This window comes from Streptomyces sp. NPDC091287, from assembly GCF_044768525.1.
Taxonomy (GTDB): Bacteria; Actinomycetota; Actinomycetes; order Streptomycetales; family Streptomycetaceae; genus Streptomyces.
Genome location: NZ_JBIVUV010000016.1, coordinates 32,382 through 45,975 on the forward strand (window position 1 = coordinate 32,382; position 13,594 = coordinate 45,975).

12 protein-coding genes, 1 tRNA gene and 1 pseudogene are annotated in these 13,594 nt (G+C 68.1%); 6 read left to right on the forward strand and 8 right to left on the reverse strand.

What is annotated here, in order from left to right; all coding sequences use genetic code 11:
- Window positions 1–231: 231 nt before the first annotated feature.
- Window positions 232–1,461: a helix-turn-helix domain-containing protein gene (locus ACIQRW_RS25905; RefSeq protein ID WP_266410457.1), complete on the reverse strand. Its 1,230-nt coding sequence runs from the start codon at window positions 1,459–1,461 to the stop codon at window positions 232–234.
- 300 nt (window positions 1,462–1,761) lie between these two features.
- On the opposite strand from ACIQRW_RS25905, the gene ACIQRW_RS25910 reads away from it, so the two are divergent.
- Window positions 1,762–2,604, forward strand: a complete 843-nt coding sequence (locus ACIQRW_RS25910) for a DUF1932 domain-containing protein (RefSeq protein WP_403764464.1) — start codon at window positions 1,762–1,764, stop codon at window positions 2,602–2,604.
- A gap of 32 nt (window positions 2,605–2,636) precedes the next feature.
- On the opposite strand, the gene ACIQRW_RS25915 is transcribed toward ACIQRW_RS25910, so the two are convergent.
- Both ACIQRW_RS25915 and mobC read right to left on the reverse strand, forming a co-directional pair.
- Complete coding sequence (locus tag ACIQRW_RS25915) at window positions 2,637–4,340, reverse strand: relaxase/mobilization nuclease domain-containing protein (RefSeq protein ID WP_403764466.1); 1,704 nt, start codon at window positions 4,338–4,340, stop codon at window positions 2,637–2,639.
- Complete coding sequence (gene mobC / locus ACIQRW_RS25920) at window positions 4,337–4,846, reverse strand: plasmid mobilization relaxosome protein MobC (protein ID WP_403764468.1); 510 nt, start codon at window positions 4,844–4,846, stop codon at window positions 4,337–4,339. The genes ACIQRW_RS25915 and mobC overlap by 4 nt, the downstream gene beginning before the upstream one ends.
- Before the next feature lie 60 nt (window positions 4,847–4,906).
- Here mobC and ACIQRW_RS25925 point away from each other — a divergent pair.
- From ACIQRW_RS25925 to ACIQRW_RS25935, 3 genes and pseudogenes are all read left to right on the forward strand, one after another.
- Window positions 4,907–5,074: pseudogene (locus tag ACIQRW_RS25925) on the forward strand (transcriptional regulator); the annotation flags it as partial.
- Between the two features lie 188 nt (window positions 5,075–5,262).
- Entirely contained in the window at window positions 5,263–5,481 is a 219-nt protein-coding gene (locus ACIQRW_RS25930) for a helix-turn-helix domain-containing protein (protein WP_070204304.1), read from the forward strand.
- Window positions 5,481–6,629, forward strand: coding sequence for a tyrosine-type recombinase/integrase (locus ACIQRW_RS25935; protein WP_403764471.1), 1,149 nt, complete (start codon window positions 5,481–5,483; stop codon window positions 6,627–6,629). Before ACIQRW_RS25930 ends, ACIQRW_RS25935 begins: the two co-directional genes overlap by 1 nt.
- Window positions 6,630–6,713: 84 nt before the next feature.
- Here the strand turns inward: ACIQRW_RS25935 and ACIQRW_RS25940 are convergent, their stop codons facing one another.
- The 3 genes from ACIQRW_RS25940 to ACIQRW_RS25950 all read right to left on the reverse strand — a co-directional run bounded on the left by ACIQRW_RS25940 (window position 6,714) and on the right by ACIQRW_RS25950 (window position 9,360).
- Window positions 6,714–7,100, reverse strand: coding sequence for a hypothetical protein (locus ACIQRW_RS25940; protein WP_179886932.1), 387 nt, complete (start codon window positions 7,098–7,100; stop codon window positions 6,714–6,716).
- The gene (locus ACIQRW_RS25945; protein ID WP_403764473.1) at window positions 7,097–8,764 is read right to left on the reverse strand and encodes a hypothetical protein; all 1,668 of its coding nucleotides are present in this window, start codon (window positions 8,762–8,764) and stop codon (window positions 7,097–7,099) included. The genes ACIQRW_RS25940 and ACIQRW_RS25945 overlap by 4 nt, the downstream gene beginning before the upstream one ends.
- 522 nt (window positions 8,765–9,286) lie before the next feature.
- A tRNA-Gly gene (locus ACIQRW_RS25950) sits at window positions 9,287–9,360 on the reverse strand.
- Between the two features lie 632 nt (window positions 9,361–9,992).
- On the opposite strand from ACIQRW_RS25950, the gene dcd reads away from it, so the two are divergent.
- The gene (gene dcd / locus ACIQRW_RS25955) at window positions 9,993–10,568 is read left to right on the forward strand and encodes a dCTP deaminase (protein WP_050358434.1); all 576 of its coding nucleotides are present in this window, start codon (window positions 9,993–9,995) and stop codon (window positions 10,566–10,568) included.
- A gap of 6 nt (window positions 10,569–10,574) precedes the next feature.
- Entirely contained in the window at window positions 10,575–11,075 is a 501-nt protein-coding gene (locus tag ACIQRW_RS25960) for a phosphoribosyltransferase (RefSeq protein WP_026291049.1), read from the forward strand.
- A 172-nt stretch (window positions 11,076–11,247) separates the two neighbouring features.
- Here the strand turns inward: ACIQRW_RS25960 and ACIQRW_RS25965 are convergent, their stop codons facing one another.
- Together ACIQRW_RS25965 and ACIQRW_RS25970 are read right to left on the reverse strand one after the other, a co-directional pair.
- Window positions 11,248–12,228, reverse strand: a complete 981-nt coding sequence (locus ACIQRW_RS25965) for a Yip1 family protein (RefSeq protein ID WP_403764476.1) — start codon at window positions 12,226–12,228, stop codon at window positions 11,248–11,250.
- A gap of 118 nt (window positions 12,229–12,346) precedes the next feature.
- Window positions 12,347–13,501 carry an FG-GAP repeat domain-containing protein gene (locus tag ACIQRW_RS25970; RefSeq protein ID WP_403764478.1) on the reverse strand — a complete coding sequence of 385 codons (1,155 nt, stop codon included), beginning with the start codon at window positions 13,499–13,501 and terminating at the stop codon, window positions 12,347–12,349.
- Between the last annotated feature and the right edge of the window lie 93 nt (window positions 13,502–13,594).

The window sequence follows — 13,594 nt, forward strand, 5'->3', positions numbered from 1 at the left end:
GGCGGACGCAGGTGGTACGTCGTAGCGGAGCCCTCACCGGGGAGAGCGACCACGACCCCGACACGGCCATCGCGAGCGCTGTCCGTTGCGAGGTCGCCGAGCCGTGGAACGAACGGTGCTGCCGTACCTAACTCGGCTTCCTGCGAGGGAAGATGAGAAGAACGTCGTCGCGTCATGCCCCGAAGTTAGGGACAGGACGGGCCTCGAATATGAGCCGGAGGAATACGACCCCTATCCGTCCAGGTGAAAGCGGTCGGACATGTGCCGCAGCTTCTCCCTCGTGGCTGCCCGTTCCGCGTAGACGATGCTGCGAAGCGTTGAACGGGCGATGGGGTGGTTCCGTACGAGCTGCGGCGCGATCCGCTCAGCCGTCTCCAGCTCGGTGAGGGCCTTTGCCCGGTTCCCGTCCCACAGCCAGGCCCGTGCGACGTCCATGTGGTGGTGACCCTGACGGGAGTTGGGCAGTGCCCCGACCAAGCTCGGGCTGGTGCGGCGGTTTATCTCCAGAGCTTTGCCCTGCTCGCCCATTTCCAGGGCCACGCTGATCGCGTGGATCTGCACGTTTCCGGCGGAGAACGTCAGCGAATGCCGGTCGTACACCGGTGCCCCGACGTACGCGTCCATGCGTTCAGCCGCGTCCTTCGCATGTCCGATCCGGTCCTCCGCTTCCGATGGACGGTTGGCCCGAGCGGCGGAGATGGCCGCGCGAAGCTGAAGCGTGCCCCAAGCCCGCACAGCCAGCGGATCACCATGCTCGTACGGCTGTTGCACCGAGGCGATCGCCTTGTCCGAGAGGGTCAGAGCGTCGGTCCAGTCAGCGGTCGCCCACATGTCCCAGACGCGCATCCAGTCGGCGACGGCAGGCAGCACCGGATCTCCCGACAACCTGGCAGACCACGCGGCCCGTTCGCACGCCATGGCCACCAACTCCGGGTGTCCGAGGGCGTGCGCGGCGGTGTGCGCGAACTTGCAGCACACGGCGTAAATGGCATACGCCTCTTCCCGCTCGTGCCCGTCCGAGTCCTCCGCCAGGGCGCGCGCTTCCCGGAACAGGTCCGGGAGAACTCGGAGGATCGCGACGTTGGAGGCGGTGTCCCGCAGGCGGTGTAGCCGGGTCACCTCACGCCATAGCTGTGAGGCCGGTCGGGGATCCCCGTCGAAGACGGGAACGAGGTCGTAGCGACGCAGCTCGCGCAGGATCGACGAGGCGGCGATCTGCCACTGGCTGTCGTCGGGGGAGCTGCTGTACGGGCGTCCGATCAGGTCGTTCGGATGGACGTGCAGCTCTGCGGCCACCTGGTTGAGCAGGCCGACCCGGTCCAGCTCGATCAGTCCACGCTCCATCTTCGACACCCAGCCCTGCGACTTCCCGAGGGCCGTCGCCAGGTCGGCCTGCGGCATGCCCAGTCGCAGCCTCGCCCTGCGAGCGCGTTTGCCGATCTCCTCGGCTTCCTCCAGCATCAGGACACCTCCCGGCCGCCGGACGATCCGGCGCGACCGCCGGTCTGTCCGTACAGAGTTCGTCTCCTGCACGGTACCCATGACGCGGCTTCAGCGTGAGACGAGCTGCAAGGACAGTCGGGGCCGCGGCCCGTGTACCGCTGTCCCGTCCTGAACGGCGAGTCCGAGACCGGAGGCACTTCTGTCCGCCATCAGCGCCCGGACTGCCATCAGGCATTGAGCCCGAAGCCGCCGGCGCCGAGAGACAGCGGATCATGGGGATGAGGAACATTCCACGTCGCGCACCGCCGGAGGCAGCCAGTGATCACCGTGACCGTCCTCCACCCTGGAACCATGGGCGCGGCGATCACCGCCGAGCTCGCCGCCGGCGGCCATGAGGCGCTGTCGGTGACCAAGGGCCGCAGTGAGAACACCTGGCTCCGCGGGAGGGAGGCTGGTGCCACGCCCTGCGACTCGCTTGCGGAAGCGCTGTCCCGAAGCGCAGTCGTTCTCTCAGTCTGCCCACCGCAGGCGGCGGAGGACGTTGCGGCGGCGGTGGCCGCGCACGGCTTCGCGGGGGTGTATGCCGATGTCAACGCCATCAGCCCTCAACGCGTACGGCGCATCGCCGACGAGATCCGCCCCGGCTCCGCAGTCGTCGACGGAGCCGTTTTCGGTCAGCCGCCAGGCGAGGGGCGTGCCACACGGCTCTATCTCGCAGGGGCCGACTCTGCCGTCGACCTGGTGGCGTCGCTGTTCACGGACTCTGCGCTGCACGTGTGCCAGGTCGGGGACACACCCGGTTCCGCTTCCGCGCTGAAGATGGCCTTTGCCAGCTACCAGAAGGCCGCTCGTACCCTCGCCGGCATCGCTCACGCGCTCGCCGACACCCATGGAGTCGGTGATCAGCTCGCGGCCGAAGCCGAGATCATGATCTCCGCGATCCTCTCCGATCCGGAGTACCTGCCGAGTGTTGCAGCCCGAGCCTGGCGCTGGGCACCTGAGATGGAAGAGGTCGCCGATACTCTCCGTGCGGCTGACCTGCCCACGGACATGGCCGAGGCCACGGCTCGGGTACTCGCCTTCTGGGAGCAGGACAAGGACCAGTACGACTTGCCGGTCGTGCACACCCTCTCCCAGCTCCGGTCAGAACAGAGCCGTTGATTCGTTCACGCTGAGGGGTAGCCGCTGGACGATCACCTCCGCCGAGTGCGAGACGCGGGAATGGTGGGTGAAGCCGTCGCCGCAGGTTCGGGCGAGGGCATGTGGCGTAGTCCGGTGCTGCGAGCCTGTGCCGCCAGAGCTCGTCGACTGGGAGCCGGCCTCTGCGAGAGCCGATGTACGCGCCAGGCGATGGTGCGTGCCGGGGAGCGTGCGTCGTCGAGGGCTCGTTCTTCTGCTGCCTGCTGCAACAGGCGTTTGGGGTCATGGCCCGCTGCCTCTGCTTCGGCCAATGCGGTGGTGAGCGCCTGCGAGGCAGAGTCGGCGAGGATCTGGTCGGCGTGCGCCGGGGCGGCCTGGCGGATGAGCCGGACGTATTGGTCCGCAAGATTCTGGGACGGTCGGCGTTGGCCGAGGACCAGTAGGGGCGTGGCTGCCGTGTGGTCGTAGGCGGCCTGGAGGTGGAGCAGGCTCTTGTGGGCTGCGACGACCTGTTGCTCGTGCTCTCGTCGGTCGTGCCAGCGTGCGGCGGCGATGACGGCGAGTAGCGCAGCGTCGAGGAACATCGCCAAGGCGGCTCCGTCTTTCGGTGCCGGCTCGCGAAGCATCGCCTTGACCGCGCCGCGTAGAGCACGAGCGTGGTGGTGCTCGGCGCGGACGCGCGAACGGGTCGCCCGCTCGAAAGCTGAGGCTGCTGAGCGGAGTTCGGTACGAATGTCTGGCGGTGCGGTGAGAGCTACGGCGTCGAGCGCTTCGCCGAAGGCGGCCAGGTGGGCCTGGGCGGCTCCGGCGTCCGGCTGGTCGAGGTGGTGGGGGATGCGCTCGGTGGCTGCGGTGGCTTGATGCCATGGGTGCGGCCTGAGACGCCCCTCGGCGGCGGACGCTGGAACCTCTACTGCGGCGAGACGGCTCTGGATCTTCGGGAGGGAGAGATCCGGCGCCAGCGTGGAGCCGGAGAACCACACCGATTCTGCTTTGGCGTTCCGGTCGTTCTCCAGGGCGACCTTGTAGCCGCGTGGTTCTCCCGAGGGGAAGTGCAGGACCTCGACGAGGACTCCCTTGGTGTGGCTGAGCAGACCGAGGAACTCGTCGGTATCGGTGGCGGCAGCCGCCGCTGTGCGGACCACGGTGCGCAGGCGTTCGCGGGCAGCCTTGGCCTGGCCGTTTCGCAGGGCCTTCTCCTGTTCGGCGCGATGGGGCCGTTTGGCGGCGGTGCGGTCACCGCGGATGACCCGTTGCAGCCCGTATTCCCCCTCGATGGCTGCGAGTTCGCGGTCAGCGGTGAGGTAGTCGTTCCAGTGACGTGCTGAGCGGAGGTCACCTCGGACCTTTGTGGCGGCGATGTGGATGTGATCGGGGGCGTGGCGTACGGCGATCCAGCGGCAGCCGTCCGGGGCGTCTGCCGGTGCGATGCCGGTGGCCGCGACAACGCGACGAGCGATGTCCGCCCACTCGCCGTCATCGAGGAGGCGGTCGCCGGGTGCCGCACGTAGGGAGCAGTGCCACACGTGCTGCTTCGGGGCGCGGCCCAGGCGATCAGCTTGCTTGACGCGCAGGTCGAGGTCGTCGACGAGCTGCTTCCTGGCCGCCGTGATGTCGTCGGCGCGGCCGGGGTCGGGGGCGTAGCCGTCCCAGGAGGCGACGAGGTGGGGATCGGTGTGTTCGTTGGCGCGGCCTGGTCCGTAGAGGTAGCGGATGAGGCCGGCTGTGCTCTTGCCGCTGCTGATCTTGGCGATCATCGGTGGCTCTTTGTGGCGACGGCTTGGTTGGTGGCCTCCGCAATGTGGTGGACGGCGGTGCCGACCGAGGCGAGGGTGCGTTCGGCCTGGGCCAGGGTGGCGGTGTCGCCGGAGTGAGGGAGGTCGCCGGAGTTGAGCTTCCTGGCGATCTGGTTGATGTTGTGGCCGATCTTGGCGACCTCGCCACGGAGGGTGGTGAGTTCGTCGACGTAGTCGTCGAGCGGGGTGCGCTGACCGGGCAAGGCGAGGTCCCCGTCGAGGTGGGCCATGACGACGACACCGACGTAGTGGGCGGCGGCGATGTTCAGCGAGCGGGCCTTGGCGACGATGTCCGCCTTCTCTTCGGTGCTGTAGCGGACATCGACGCGCGCGGTGCGCTGGGTCTCGTTGCGATCGCGGTGGAGCGCGGCGGCTTCGGAGGCACGCGGTTGCGGCACGGCAGCGCTGGAGGTGTCGATGGGCTGATCCTGCTCGGGCGCCCCTTGGTGCCCGAGACCCTCCGCCACCCCCGGGGCGGAGGAACCTGCGTTGGACCGGCCCTTGGACGGTCCAACGCCATACCTTGCTCCGCCAACCGCGCCAACCACGAGGCACGGAGAGCCCGCGACCAGCTCGATGCCTACCTTGCCGACCACCCGGACATCCGGGAGGAAGCCGACGTGATGGTCTCCAACGCCATCGCGACCGAGTTGATCAAGGTCAACGATGAGTACGGTCCCGCTTCCGACGCGTAGCGAACCGATCCAGCCGCCGCAGTGGGAACGCAAACCCCCGCTGCGGACGCATCACCCGTCCCATCCCTGAACGACACCAGGCCAGCCCAGGGTTGCCGCCCTGCCCGCCGGCCAGAACCGGAGCACCAACTTTGCGCCCTTCGGCGATACCGCACGTCCCTGCTCAGCGCACACTCCAGGCGGAGGAGGTGACCACTACCGACCCCCTCCTCACCGTGGAGCAGGCTGCCCACCGCCTCGGCACCGGCGTGCGCTTCATCCGGCGACTCGTCCAGGAGCGCCGTATCCGCTACGTCAAGCTCGGCAAGCCCGTGCGGATACCCGAGAGCGCCATCGCCGCATACATCGAGGAGCGCACCGTGCCGACTCTCCGCGATGAGCGTTCCCGCTACGGGAAGGCCGCCTGATGGCCACCCGCAAGCCGCAGAGGCGGCGTGAATTCGGCACGGTCCGCCAACTGCCTTCGGGGCGCTGGCAGGCACGCTACTGGGCCCCGGACGGCAGCCGCCGTACCGCCCCGGAGACCTTCTCGACGCGCACGGACGCCCAGACCTGGCTCACGCTCACCCAGGCCGACATCGAGCGCAAGCACTGGGTCGACCCGGACGCCGGGGCGCTCAACTTCGCTGCCTACGCGGTCCAGTGGGTCGAGGAGCGCGGCCTCTCGGCCACCACGGAGGAGCTGTACCGCAGGCTCCTGCGGTTGCACCTGCTGCCCACGTTCGCCTCGGTGAACCTGGACGACATCACACCGCCCGGTGTGCGTACCTGGCGGGCCGAGCGGCTGGAGGCAACCGGTGCGACGACCGTCGCCAAGTCGTACCGCCTCCTCAAGGCCATCATGGAGACGGCCGCCGACGACGAGCTGATCCGCCGCAACCCCTGCCGGATCAGGGGCGCCGGCAGCGAGAGGGCGAAGGAACGCCCTACCGCCACCGTCGAACAGGTCGACGCGCTCGCGGACGCCATGGGCCCCAGGTGGCGGCTGATGGTCTACTTCGGTGCCTACGGGCCGATGCGGCCGGAGGAGCAGGCGGCACTGCGGCGGCCCGACGTCACGCTCGAACCGCTCGCGGCCAGGATCAGCGACGCCGCGCCGGAGCTGACCACAGGCCGCCGGGTCGAGGGCGACACGAAGTCGACCGCCGGACGCCGAACCGTCTTCCTCCCGGCCTTCTTGCACATCGAGGTGAAACGCCACCTGGACTGGTACGCGGAGAAGGAACCCAACGGCCTCCTGTTCGTCGGTGAGCGGGGCGCGCCATTCCGGCGGTCCTCCTTCGGCCGCAAGTGGCGCAGGGCCCGCGCCAAGGTGGGCCTGCCGGAGGACTTCCGCTTCTACGACCTCCGCCATACCAGCCACACCTTGTCCACCCAGTCGGGCGCCACCCTCAAGGACACGATGGTCCGCGCCGGCCAGTCCTCGGAGAAGGCGGCGCTGATCTACCAGCACTCCGACGGGGAGCGGCAGCGGGAGGTGGCGGAGGGCATCGACGTACGGGTGCGGGAAGGACGCCAAAGGGCCAAGGAGGCGAGCCGCCTGGCCGAGCGGTAGAAATAGCTGGGCGGGGCGGCAGCCTTTTCCTCGCCCAGCTCGCGTGTCCCACATGTGTGGCCTGCCGATCGGCAGGCCACACATTCAGCTGAGCAGCACCTGGATCGCGCTTCGAAGCGAGTCGGCGAGCGAGTTCAAGGACGCGGCAGAGCCAAGCGCGAGGCTAAGCATCTCCAAGGTTTCGGTAAGGCGGCGGCCGTCCGGCGTCGGCTCGCGAAGCTCCTCGTCGATTCTGGCCACGGCCTGTCGGCAGCTGTCGATGCTGTGGACTTCGCCAGCGTGCGTGTCCAGGGCGGCTGCCAACTCGGCGAGTTTGGCCTGCGCGGCCAAAAGCCTGGGATCGTCTGCTTCCCGTCCCGAAACTTGGACTTGGCGCATGTCGCCGCCGACCCTGCCGGTGTTGACTTGATTGCCGCTGCCGGTGACGTGGGTGCCGCCACTTGTGTTCGCTCGTCCAAAACGCATGGTCATCCCGCCTTCTCGGTTCTGTTCGCCGGACTGCCAGGCGCGGAGCCTTGCTGCATGCCGCCGCCCATATTTCCGGTGTTCACCTGGTTGTTGTCGCCGCTGATGAAGTTCTGTGTGATGGCAATGGCCTGGCGTTTGAAGTCTCCGGTGGCCAGACCGTGGTCAGCGAGAAAGGCGCTCACAGTGCTGAACATCCTCGACTGGAGGATCGAAACGTACCGCTGCACGTCCTCGGTCTGGTGCATATCATCAGTCGTCGCCCGGCCACAGTGCTCTCGAAGGCTTACGGGCTTGCCGTCGTCCCTATGGCGAACAGCGGATGCGGCTGTGGTTGCCGCGCTCAGCAGTCCGAGGCCACGGCCGACTGCTGTGTAGGTCAAGGCAGCTAGTGCGACGGTGTCTCCGACCGCGTGAAGCGGCGCTTCCGCCAGCTTCCTGGCGAGGTCCCAACCCTTCGCGGGAGTAACGTTCGCCGAAGGGGTCAATGGGGCGTGGACATGCGGACGGGTAACGAAGTGAAGGGTGTTGCCTTCCAACGCAGCGTGCGCGAAGACTGTCACCACAATCTGCCCGTCCCATGCGATGACCTGCGCAGCCAGGTATCTACGAGAGAAGTGGCCGGTTGGCGCGTCACGGGCCTCGGTGCACATTTCAGTAGCTTCCGGCCACTCTGACTTACTGACACCGCCCCTACTCTGCCCCAAGGTTTTCCATCGACTCTCTGGAACCCCTAGGAATTCGGCCACATCGCAGTTGGGTAGGGCGTGGGTCTCAACCAGAGCTCCGCGAAGTTCCTCTAGCTCGTCACGCACCTTGTCCAGGAGTTCGTCCGCCTCAAACTTTTGGCTCGCATCGAGATCGAACGTACCGGTGGCCGAAAGATTGTCTTCTTCCTCATCGCTGGTGCGAGCTGACGTTAGCTGGATGCGGGTAGCACCCCTCATCCACGAATCGAGGCCGGCTCCCACGAAGCGGTCTACATTGCCTTCCCGGCGGTAGGCAATGCTTTGCCACTGCTCTGAGACTTCGTGCGAAGCAATCTTCTTAGCAGCGTAAGGGGCGAGGAAGGGGCGTTTGGCCAGTTGTGTGCGGCTAGGCCGTAGTGACTGCATATAGGCGTGACACACCAAACGGTCAAGAAGATGAATGCTAGTGGTGCCGATGGGAAGGTGAGGAGCGACGATAAGAGCTTCCACCACGGCATCGCGCAGCATCGGCTGATGAGGCTTGACGAAGGTCCAGAGGGCAAGCAGGGCTGCAGCAAGCAGGACAGTCGGAACCAGTGCGCTGAAACCCCAGCGGATGACTGCTCGACCGGCCCGCCCGGTGAGGAACTGCCAGACCAGCATGGCGAGGATGAGCGCCGCAAGTCCCAGTGGGTGAGTGCTTGCCATATAGAGGGACGTGGCCAGCAACAGAGTGAAGCGGAGTCGACGTTGTCGTCGTGCCGCCACGCTGTGGGTGAGTACCGGAGCCAACGCGAATCCAAAGGACGGCACCGGCCGCTTTCGCGCGTACAGCACATTCGTCAGAGCCCACTGCGCGAGAGGCTCCCCGGTGAACTCGTCTAGACCCCGAATGGGGCGCTGGGGCCTTCCCTGGATCTTGTCCTGCCATCGCCCGACCCAGTCCCGTGCCTGCATTATCCTGTTGACTCGCTCGTGCACGGAGCCAGCCAACCCCCGAATGACGGAGTTGCTGCTTGGCGCTGGATCTCGTCGAGCGTACTCCGACCGGACGGGGCGCTGGCCGGGTACGTAGGCCAGCGGCCGACCAGTCTTGCCGTTCACTGGTATTTGGGGAACGGGCTCCGACTTCTGTCCGGCATCAGAGTCCGGTGTGCGTCCGCGGGGCACTCCCGCCTTCCAAGACAGCAGCGGCACCTGCCACCTCCCCCGAGGGCCGTCCAATGAAGGCCCCACCTTCGACCACGTCGGATCTCCTCCGCTGGCGAATGGCTATCTCTGTCTCAGAAGCGCCCCAGTCTCGGCCGACACGCAGCAGATCGGTAACGTCTTGAAAGCCGACGCCGGACGTGCTGAGCGGATGCTTCAACCGTCCGCTGGTCCCGCCGGCGGTATGGGCGCAAGCCCTTCGGGCCTCATAGATGGGGCACGCGGAGGGCACGCCGCACCGCAAGAGGTCTAGACAACAAAGAAGCCCCTGGCCACTGGCCTGGGGCTTTCATGTGGAGCGGGTGACGAGAATCGAACTCGCGCTCTGAGCTTGGGAAGCTCATGTTCTACCATTAAACTACACCCGCGAAGCGTGCCGATCACCGGCGCTGCATCGTTCCACACTCTACCCCATGTCAGGCCCCCGGCTGATGAGCCGTGGGGTCTCCGTGTTGTGTGTCCGGTGGGGGAGGGGGTGTGGACGGGGGTGTGATGGGCGGGAGTTGGGGGCGTAGCGTGGGTGGTCGGAGTGCCGCGTGGAGCGGCGTCCCGTTCATCCCCTAATGTGGCTTTCTCGTCCATATGTGGTTGGGGAAGGGGCTTGATGGAGTCGATGGAGCGCACCGTCGTCCGCTGTGCCGAAGGGCATGTTTTCGCTACCTCGTCGTTCCCGCTGCAGCAGCTCGGGGCCGACCGGATCGGGCCCGGGCGGTTGATCCGGTGTCCTCGGTGTGCCCGGTTGCGGCAGGCCGTGCCGGTGGCGTTCGAGAAGCGGTAGGGCACAGGGGTGATAAGCAGCGGTAGGCCGTGGTGGTAGCAAGCGGCGGTCGCAGTAGTCGTGGGTCAGCAGGCGGCGGAAGCAGTTGTGGGCACGTGCGTCGTGGTCGGCTGTTGTGGCGGTGGGTGCGAGAGGGTGCGTAGGTAGCGGGGCGGAGGTGTTCTGCAGGCGCGCGGGTGGTCCGGTTGGGGCGGGCTCGCGCGTTCTGCGTATCCTCGGGACGTGCTTCTCTCAGACAAGGACATCCGGGCCGAGATCGACGCCGGCCGAGTCCGTATTGATCCGTACGACCCTTCGATGGTGCAGCCGTCGAGCATCGACGTGCGGCTGGACCGCTACTTCCGGGTGTTCGAGAACCACCGGTACCCGCACATCGATCCGGCCGTCGAACAGCCCGATCTGACCCGTACGGTCGAGCCGGAGGGCGACGAGGCGTTCATCCTGCACCCCGGGGAGTTCGTGCTGGCGTCCACGTACGAGGTGATCTCGCTCCCCGACGATCTGGCCTCGCGGCTGGAGGGCAAGAGTTCGCTCGGGCGGCTCGGGCTGGTGACGCACTCGACGGCCGGGTTCATCGACCCCGGGTTCTCCGGGCACGTGACCCTGGAGCTGTCGAATCTCGCGACCCTGCCGATAAAGCTCTGGCCGGGCATGAAGATCGGGCAGCTCTGCCTGTTCAAGCTGACCTCGTCCTCCGAGTTCCCGTACGGCTCCGAGCGGTACGAGTCGCGGTACCAGGGGCAGCGGGGGCCGACGGCCTCGCGGTCGTTCCAGAACTTCCATCGGACCCAGGTGTGATCAACCATGGCTAGTGACGTGCGGGAAAACCTGACCTACGAGGGCTTCGGGCGGGCCGTGCGCGAGTTGGCGCAGGCCGTCGCCGATGACGGGTACGAGCCCGATGTCGTGCTCAGCATCGCTCGGGGTGGTGTCTTCGTCGCCGGTGGGCTCGCCTACGCGCTCGACTGCAAGAACATCCATCTGGTCAACGTGGAGTTCTACACGGGGGTGGGCACCACTCTGGACATGCCCGTCATGCTGGCGCCCGTGCCCAACGCGATCGACTTCTCGAAGAAGAAGGTTCTGATCGCGGATGATGTCGCTGATACGGGCAAGACGCTCAAGCTCGTCCACGACTTCTGCGTCGACCATGTCGCCGAGGTGCGCAGCGCCGTCATCTACGAGAAGTCCCACTCCCTCGTGAAGTGCGAGTACGTGTGGAAGAAGACCGATCAGTGGATCAACTTCCCGTGGAGCGTGGAGAAGCCCGTCGTGCGGCGGGACGGGCAGGTTCTCGACGCGTAGGGCCCCTCCCTCATAGACCCGTAGACCCGTAGCGCCGTAGCGCCGTAGCGCCGTAGCGCCGTAGCGCCATGGCCCCACAGGCCTGTGTACCCGTCTGGTCGGGTGCGTGAGAAGGCCCCCGCGTGCGTGTGTGTTCCGCGCTCCGGGGGCCTTCTCGTGCGTACGGGGCTTTCTAGATCGTGCCCAGCTTGATGATCGACAGCAGCGCGATCAGCTGGATCGCCGATGCTCCCAGCGCCTTCGGCCACGGCAGATCGTGCGACTTGCTGACCATCGACGTGAACAGCGCCCCGGCCGCCAGCCAGGTCAGCCAGCCCACGATCTGGACCAGGGAGTTCTCGCCGCCCAGGAAGAGGGCGAAGAGGAGGCGCGGGGCGTCGGTCATCGACATGATCAGCATCGACAGGCCCACCGTCGGCTGCCACGAGCCCGTGCCGCCGAGTTGGCGGGCCAGGGTGTGGGTCACCGCGCCGAGGACCAGGCCGCCGATGACGAAGCCGACGCCGGCGAAGAGGACGTACGGGATGACCGTCGAGATCGTCGCGTTGATCGCTTCTTCACGCGCCTGGTCGAAGCCGAACAGCGCGAGCAGGCCGTAGACGAACGTGACGACCAGCGCCGGGCCCCAGACCGGGTAGTCCCGCATCTGCCAGAACGTCGGTCCCGGGCGCGCCACGATGCCGGTCAGCAGTTCCTTCCAGCGCAGGCGCGGGCCCGGCGGCTGGGCGGGGGCGGAACCGGCCTGGTAGGTGTTGCCGCCGTTGTACGGGTCCTCGTCGACGCGGAACGCCTGCGTGTGACCCGGGTTGTTGGCGTACGGGTCATGGGGCGCGGGGTCCGCGTACGGGTCGCCGAAGTACTCCGGCTCGCCGTGGCCGCCGTGGCCGCCGTGGCCGTGGGGGCCCTGGCCGTGTCCGGGCCGTCCGCCGTGTCCTCCTGGCCCGGGGCCCGCGTAGCCGCCGCCCGCGTTGTACGGGGCGCCTTGCGGCGGGCCGTACGGCGGTGGCGCTCCGCCGTTGCCGGGGCCTCCTGCCGTCGGCCACGGCTGAGCACCGTACGGCGGCTGTGGTGCCTGCCCTCCGTACGGCTGCTGCTGCTGCGGTTGTTGCGGGGTGCGGTTGTCCCGGCCGCGTCCGATCCTGAATCCAGCCACCCGTCGAACGTACCTGGTCCCCGGGGGCGGGGAGTGGGGGCCGGGGGAACCCGCCCGCCTTTGCGGCCGAGCTGTGACATCCCCTAGGGGCCGCAGCTCGGGCCCCGGGAGGGAGAGTTCAGGGAAGGAACAGCGCCGTGGAGAAGGTGAGTACCGGCCTGTCCGTGTTACCCGCCGTGTAGAGGGCGATCAGGTCCTGGCGCTCGCCCCGGTACGTCCGCACCACCGTGTCCTGCTTCTTGTCGGCGTCGTAGTCGCCGTGGTCCAGGAGGGCGGTGCGGGTGGTGCCCGTTGCGTTCAACGGCGCGTTGGGGAGTTTCTCCGCCCTGAACGCGTAGGCGCCGCCCGGCCGGGCCGGGCCCTTCGCGGAGCCGAGCAGCAGGGTGCCCTTGGCCGCCTGGCCGGGGGCGTGCGGGCGGGCGGCGGCGACGAGGTCGTCGTAACCGTCCCCGTCGGTGTCGGGCCGGGGCTCGGGGGCGTAGAGGTACGGGCCGCCGTCGGGGAGCAGATCCGCGCTGCGCGGGGCCCCGGTGCGGGTGAAGGGGCCGTGCAGGAAGGTGACCTGGCCGGCGCTGGCGGTGACCGCGAGGTCGGCCTTGCCGTCGCCGTCGAAGTCGCCGCAGACCGGCTGCTCGGGCCACTCGTTGCCGAACCGGGCCTTCTGCGGGATGCGTATGGTGACTGCCTTGCCCGTCAGGCCCTGCGGGGAGCCGAAGAGGATCTGGAGGGGGACGGGCGGGGCGCCGATGCCGTTGTACGGGGGGTCGGTGGAGACGATCAGGTCGGTGAAGCCGTCCCGGTCCAGGTCGCAGGCCGACTCGGCGTCGAACGCGGCGGGCAGGGTGTCGCCGGACTTCGCCGCGTTCGCCCGGGCGCTCAGCAGTTGCCGGGCGGCCGGGTCCAGGGGGCGGTCGTCGGAGCCGTAGACGACGCCGATGCCCGCGTCGTCGCCGTGGCTCTCCTCGGGGGCCTTCACCAGGTCGTCGATGACCAGGTCGCGGTGGCCGTCGCCGTTGAAGTCGTACGGGACGCGGCTGCCGGATCCTCGCGGTACGGGGACGCGCGCCGTGCCCGCCCGGGTCTGGGACTGTGCCTGCGTTTCTTGCGCCCGGGGCGGGGTGTCGCCGTTCTTGCCGTCGGACGCGGGGGACTGGCCCGTACAGGCCGTGAGCGCCAGCAGCAGGGCCGTACAGCCTGCGGCGAGGGCGGGGGTCACCCTGCTGGTGACCGCTGCCTGCGGGTGCTCGGTGCGGGTGCGGGTGCGTGGGCGCACGGGGGCCTCGTTCGTCGTTCGTCATCCGGTGTCCGTCGGCGTCGCGGAGGCGTCCCGGGAGGTGCTCCGGGAGATGTCCCGGAAGGTGTTCCG